The sequence below is a fragment of the Enterobacter sp. PL_is379 genome (assembly GCF_055817355.1).
The window spans coordinates 1-1,000 of record NZ_JBVPGT010000003.1 but is presented as its reverse complement, the minus strand read 5'-3'; the positions used below and the strand labels follow the sequence as shown (position 1 = coordinate 1,000).

Below are 1,000 nucleotides of genomic sequence, written 5' to 3'. Positions count from 1 at the left end.
GTCCCGTCTCACCGTCAGCGTACTGCCCGGCATAGCGCAGCGGCTGGTGCGCCATCGCCGAGCGATTCACAACCCTCGAGAATCCTTCACTCTGATGATGTACTTCGCCAAAGCTGCCGTACTGGCCGCTCCAGCGCACCGCGCCGCGCTCGTCGGTCACTTCCAGCGGCGCGCCGTTCAGGTCGGTATTGAACCAGTAAATCTCACCGCTCTTCTGGTCACGGAGGTGATCCACCCTCGCCAGCGGGCTCCAGGCTTCATTAGGGTCGTACATATACGTGCTGCACAGCCCGCTCTCCTGCTGCTCCTGCAGCAGGCGGTAGCCCTGCCACAGGAATCGGGTGTCGGTGGTGCCGTGCGTCGTGGTGACGATTTTGCGCGTGCGGCGGCCCAGCGCGTCATAGTGATAGCGCGCCTCAAAGCGCCCTTCCGGCCCGGTTCCCCGGGCGGACACCAGACGGTTCTCGGCGTCATAGGCGTAATGCTGTTCATACAGCCCGTTGCGACGGCTGACCAGGTTGCCCCAGTGGTCGTATTTCATGAACAGCGCCTGCCAGTGCTGCAGGCGGTTATCCGTGACCGGTACCGCATCGTCACTGGCGGCGAGGTTATCCGCGGCGTCATAGCTGAACTGCGCGCGGCCGTGCCCCTGGCGGGCCTCGTAGTGCTTCAGCAGGCGCCCTTCGGCGTCGTAGCCGTAGTCCACCTCACCGCGCAGGGTGTCGCTGACGCCGGAAAGCTCGCCGCGCGCGGTGTAGCGATAAAGGCGTTCCAGTAGCTCCTGCTCCGGCAGGGTCACGTCCGTACTCAGCTCGCTGCGCTGCAGGGTGCGTCTTCCGAGGCTGTCATACTGACGGAGCTGCTCGCGCGCGCCCTGAGTGCGGCGCACCTCGCGGTGCAGGCGGTCGCGGGTGAACTCGGTCACCAGCTGCTGCCCGAAGCGGATAGCGCTGACGTGGCCGGAGCCGTAGTGCAGCCAGGCCAGCTTTTGCTCGCCGGG

At 65.8% G+C, this 1,000-nt stretch carries 1 protein-coding gene; it reads right to left on the bottom strand.

Annotation, left to right across the window (positions count from 1 at the left end):
- On the bottom strand, positions 1-1,000 hold a 1,000-nt coding region (locus AC0TOY_RS00030), incomplete at both ends, for an RHS domain-containing protein (protein WP_473721374.1).